The organism is Mesorhizobium sp. M7A.F.Ca.MR.362.00.0.0 (assembly GCF_004023175.1).
Classification (GTDB): domain Bacteria; phylum Pseudomonadota; class Alphaproteobacteria; order Rhizobiales; family Rhizobiaceae; genus Mesorhizobium.
In genome coordinates, this window is record NZ_RZTF01000070.1 from 1 (window position 1) to 4,136 (window position 4,136).

Annotated in this window: 4 protein-coding genes; 3 read left to right on the forward strand and 1 reads right to left on the reverse strand. The window is 64.3% G+C overall.

The window, feature by feature from the left end; all coding sequences use genetic code 11:
• The coding region (locus tag EOC06_RS12100) for a PLP-dependent aminotransferase family protein (protein ID WP_164898554.1) at window positions 1–923 on the forward strand (923 nt) is incomplete at its 5' end.
• A gap of 213 nt (window positions 924–1,136) precedes the next feature.
• Window positions 1,137–2,333 carry a CmlA/FloR family chloramphenicol efflux MFS transporter gene (gene cml, locus EOC06_RS12105; RefSeq protein WP_128307862.1) on the forward strand — a complete coding sequence of 399 codons (1,197 nt, stop codon included), beginning with the start codon at window positions 1,137–1,139 and terminating at the stop codon, window positions 2,331–2,333.
• Between the two features lie 49 nt (window positions 2,334–2,382).
• Here cml and EOC06_RS12110 read toward each other — a convergent pair whose 3' ends face one another.
• Window positions 2,383–3,276, reverse strand: coding sequence for a LysR family transcriptional regulator (locus tag EOC06_RS12110; RefSeq protein WP_128307863.1), 894 nt, complete (start codon window positions 3,274–3,276; stop codon window positions 2,383–2,385).
• 128 nt (window positions 3,277–3,404) lie between these two features.
• On the opposite strand from EOC06_RS12110, the gene EOC06_RS42315 reads away from it, so the two are divergent.
• The coding region (locus tag EOC06_RS42315; RefSeq protein ID WP_245469510.1) for an MFS transporter at window positions 3,405–4,136 on the forward strand (732 nt) is incomplete at its 3' end.

The following is a 4,136-nucleotide window of genomic DNA, read 5'->3' on the forward strand; positions in this document are numbered from 1 at the left end:
CGCGGCGTATGGCCGGGCACGGCATCGAGGCCTCTCCCGAGCAGATCATGCTGACGGAATCAGGCACGCAGGCCATCGACCTCCTGTGCCGGTTCCTGATCGAGCCCGGCGACACCGTGCTGGTCGACGACCCCTGTTACTTCAACTTCCACGCTTTGTTGCGCGCCCACCGGGCCAAGGTCGTCAGCGTTCCCTACACGCCGTCGGGGCCGGATATCGATCTGTTCGCGCAGGCGTTGGCCGAGCATCGGCCGCGCCTCTACATCACCAATTCCGCCATCCACAACCCGACCGGCGCGGTGCTGTCGCCAGTCACCGCGCATCGGCTGCTCAAGCTCGCCGACCAGTCGGATCTGACCATCGTCGAAGACGACATCTTCGCCGATTTCGAACATGCGCCCGCCCCCAGGCTGGCGGCGTTCGATGGTCTGAACCGCGTCGTCCACATCGGCAGCTTCTCCAAGACGCTGTCGGCGTCGGTTCGCTGCGGCTTCATCGCAGCCCCCCGCGACTGGATCGAGCCCCTGACCGACCTGAAGATCGCCACCACCTTTGGCGGCGGCCGGCTTGCGGCCGAATTGGTGCTGACGCTGCTCAAAGACGGCAGTTACCGGAAGCACATGGATTTGCTGCGCGCACGGCTTGCGCGCGCCATGGGCGAGACGGGCGCCCGCCTGAAGGCGATCGGCATCTCACCCTGGATCGACCAGCCGGCCGGCCTGTTCCTGTGGTGCAGTCTGCCGGATGGCGTCGATGCGGCCGAAGTGGCCCGCCGCGCTCTGGCCGACAATATCGTGCTGGCGCCCGGCAACGCATTCAGCCTGTCCGGGACGGCTGGCCGCTTCCTGCGCTTCAACGCTGCCCAATGCGCGGACGAGCGGATTTTCAGGGTGATCGAGGCTGCGATGACGCGACCAAGCTGATCCTGTTGCCTGGACAAACTCCGGCTGCTAAGGGACGGATCTGCGCGTCGAGAGAATATCCGCGCGATCCGGGATAGCGACTATGGGAACCAGCAAGTCAGCAGACAAGTAGGCCGCAACAGCACTTCGTTGTTGCGGCGGCCCGTCATTTCCCATCTTCAGTGAGAACGGCAGATCGCCGCCAAATGTAGCCATTTGAGCGGATGTTCAATCATGCCTTTTCCAAAAAACCCGACATGGACCACTTCCCTGCCAGCAGCCATGGTGCTGATGGCGCCTTTCGACATCCTGGCCTCGCTGGCCATGGATATCTACCTCCCGATCGTCCCGGCGATGCCGGAGATCCTCAAGACATCGCCTGATGTCATCCAACTGACGCTGAGCCTCTACATGATCTGTCTTGGGCTCGGCCAAATCGTCTTCGGCCCGATTTCCGACAGGATCGGCAGGCGTCCGGTGCTGATCGGCGGCGCGCTTTTGTTTGCAGGCGCTTCCGTCCTGCTCGCCTGCACCTCGCTGGCCATGGTGTTCGTTGCCTTGCGGGTCGTGCAGGCCATCGGTGCATCCGCCGTTCTCGTTGCGACCTTTGCAACGGTTCGCGACGTCTATGCGCAGAGGCTTGAAAGTGCCGTCATCTACGGCCTGTTCAGTTCGATGCTGGCCTTCGTGCCGGCGTTAGGGCCGATTGCCGGTGCGTTGATCGCCGACAATCTCGGCTGGCGCGCGATCTTCCTGACGCTCGGCGGTCTGGCGGTAGCCGCCACCCTCAATGCATGGCCGAGATGGCATGAAACACGACCATTGAATGGCAACGACAGGCGAATGGCGTTTCGTCCCATTCTCTCCAGCTTCGCCTTCTGGGCGTATACGCTCGGCTTCAGTGCCGCCATGGGCGCCTTCTTCGTGTTCTTTTCGACGGCGCCCCGGGTCCTCATGGACCGCGCCGGCTTTTCACAGCTCGGTTTCAGCCTGGCCTTCGCCACCGCGGCGCTGGTGATGATCGTGACCACCCGCTTCGCCAAAAAGTTCATTGCACGTTGGGGCATTGCGGGCAGTGCTATCAGAGGCATGGCGATGTTGCTGCTCGGCGCGGCTCTGCTGGCGGCCGGGCAACTGTTCGCGGCGCCGTCCTTCGCGACATTCGTCTTACCGATGTGGGTCGTTGCCGCGGGTATCGTCTTCGCTGTCTCAGTCACCGCGAACGGTGCACTCGAGGCGTTCGGCGATGTCGCGGGAACCGCCGTCGCGCTCTACTTCTGCATCCAGAGCCTTGTCGTCGGCATCCTCGGCACGCTGTTCGTCATCCTGCTTGATGGAGACACGGCGTGGCCGCTGGTGGGCTACTGTTCGGTCATGGCGACGCTCACACTAGGCGCACTGAGGCATTTGCAGAAACGCCAAACCGAATAGACGGGACAGATGAGAAGCCTGGGCGGTTGGCGCAGGCTTCTCATCGTTGTCAGCGCGACGCCGCGCAGACCTCCCGCACGCGGTCGCGCAACCAGCGTTGCGCCGGATCGGCATCGAGGCGCGGATGCCAGAGCATGGAGATGGTGACCTCGGCGGTGGCAACCGGCAGGGGAAAACTGTGCATGCCGGCGCGTGCGCCCTCGGTGTGCCGCTCCGGAACGCTTGCGATCAGGTCTGATGTGCGGGCCATGGCGAGGGCTGCCGAGAAACCGGAAACCATGCACACGACTGTCCGCTGCAGCCCGAGCCGGTTCAGGGCCTCGTCGATCGGCCCTTTCTCGCGGCCACGCCGTGAAACGCTGATGTGCCGGCCTGCCGCATAGCGCTCCGGCGTCACCGTGCCCTCGCTCAACGGATGGCCCATTCGCACGGCGCCGATGAAGCAGTCGCGAAGCAATGCCTGGATGCGCACCTCCGGTCCGGTCTCGCCAGCGACGCCTATGTCCAGGTCGATCGCCGCGTCGCGCAGCGACATGACGTCTCTATCGGACTTCGGCGCAAAGCGCAGCCGCACGCCGGGCGCATCGGCCTGGATACGGGCAACGAGACGAGGTGCGAATTCTTCGACGAAGCTCTCATTGGTGCGCAGCGTGAAGACCCTGTCCAGGCTCGGGAGATCGAGCAAGGTGGCAGGGCGCAGCAGCGCCTCCGCATCCTGGACGACACGGCCCACCTGTTGTCGCAGTTCTTCCGCACGCGGCGTCGCCACCAGGCCGCGACCGGCGCGAACCAGCAGCGGATCGCCCGTAGCCTCGCGCAACCGCGCCAGCGTCCGGCTCATCGCCGAGGGGCTGAGGCGCAGGCGGCTGGCGGCACGCGCCACGCTGCCTTCGGTCAGCAGGATGTCGAGAGCGAACAATAAGTTGAGATCGGGTGATGTCATCGGCAGATCATGGCATCATATGGCGCCAAACGCACGAATAAGATGCAAATGCTGCGCCTTCCGCCACATTGGCCAAGGAACTAGATCTCCAGCAGTTCCGGTTGTGGGACTGATGGAAGGAGATCGCCGTGGCAATCGCTGAGCAAAATCGGGACGGGCTGACATCGGCGTCACCACGGATGCAATCCGCCGGCTGGGCGTTGGCAAGCCTGTCGCTCGCCACGCTGCTGTCGTCGCTGGGAACCAGCATTGCCAGCGTCGGGCTGCCGTCGCTGATGCAGAATTTCGGCGCGACGTTCCAGTCCGTGCAATGGGTTGTTCTGGCCTATCTGCTCGCCATCACCACACTGATCGTCAGCGCCGGCCGGCTGGCCGACATGTTTGGACGCCGGCCGTTGCTGCTTGGTGGCATCGCGCTGTTCACATCGGCATCGGTGCTCTGCGGCCTGGCGCCGACGCTGTGGCTGCTGATCGCCGCACGCGCCGTGCAGGGACTTGGCGCGGCGCTGATGATGGCGCTGACGCTGGCCTTTGTCGCCGAAACCGTGACCAAAGACAGAATTGGCAGCGCCATGGGCCTGCTCGGCGCCATGTCCGCGATCGGCACGACACTTGGCCCCTCGCTCGGCGGCCTTTTGATCGCCGGCTTTGGCTGGCGCGCGATCTTCCTCGTCAATGTCCCGCTGGGTGTGCTCACCTTCGCTCTCGCCTGGCGTGCCTTGCCGGCACGCAATAAAACCGCGCGGCTCGACCGAGGCACGTTCGATGTCATGGGCACTGCCCTGCTGGCCCTGACATTGGCCGCCTATGCGCTGGCCATGACGCTTGGCAGAGGCAATTTCGGACCGCTCAACGTCGGC

Bases quoted from the DNA above. Each gene is read 5' to 3' on its own strand.
- EOC06_RS12110 (WP_128307863.1), bottom strand. From the start codon at position 3,276: ATGACATCACCCGATCTCAACTTATTGTTCGCTCTCGACATCCTGCTG.
- cml (WP_128307862.1), top strand. From the start codon at position 1,137: ATGCCTTTTCCAAAAAACCCGACATGGACCACTTCCCTGCCAGCAGCC.